Origin of the sequence: Acinetobacter sp. CFCC 10889 (assembly GCF_003268395.1) — a bacterium.
GTDB lineage: Bacteria > Pseudomonadota > Gammaproteobacteria > Pseudomonadales > Moraxellaceae > Acinetobacter.
The window spans coordinates 1-471 of record NZ_LQXQ01000179.1 but is presented as its reverse complement, the minus strand read 5'-3'; the positions used below and the strand labels follow the sequence as shown (position 1 = coordinate 471).

1 pseudogene is annotated in these 471 nt (G+C 36.9%); it reads right to left on the bottom strand.

The annotated features are described in order from the left end of the window. Window positions 1-471, bottom strand: a pseudogene (locus AVJ19_RS21285) (hypothetical protein); the annotation flags it as partial.

The window sequence follows — 471 nt, the reverse complement described above, 5'->3', positions numbered from 1 at the left end:
ATATTTTTAGTAATTCGAGTATCTAGTTTGCCGACTTCAGTATTAATCGTGCCATTTAAAGTACTCACTTCATTACCAAGACGAGTATCTAACGCAGTCACTGTACTTTGATCTGCTTTTAATTTAAGTTGCCCAAAGTTCACAGCATCACGATCAGCTGTACCATTTTGTAGGTTGGTAATTTTTGTCCCTGTAGCACCCGCTAAGGTTAATACAGTTTTACTTGCATCATCATAAACAACCGCTTTGTTTTGTAAGGTATTTATAGCATTGAGATTATTGGTAATTTTACCATCTAATAGGCTAGCTTCCTGATCAGTATAATTCTTCGCACTTGTTAAAGTCGCTGTCGCTTCTTGATCTGTATACGCTTTGGCATCAGTTAAGGTATTCGCCAAACCTGTATTTAATGCAGTTGTAGAAGCTTTTGTCGCTAAACCAGTAGTTGTATCATTGACTTGAGCATGCAAA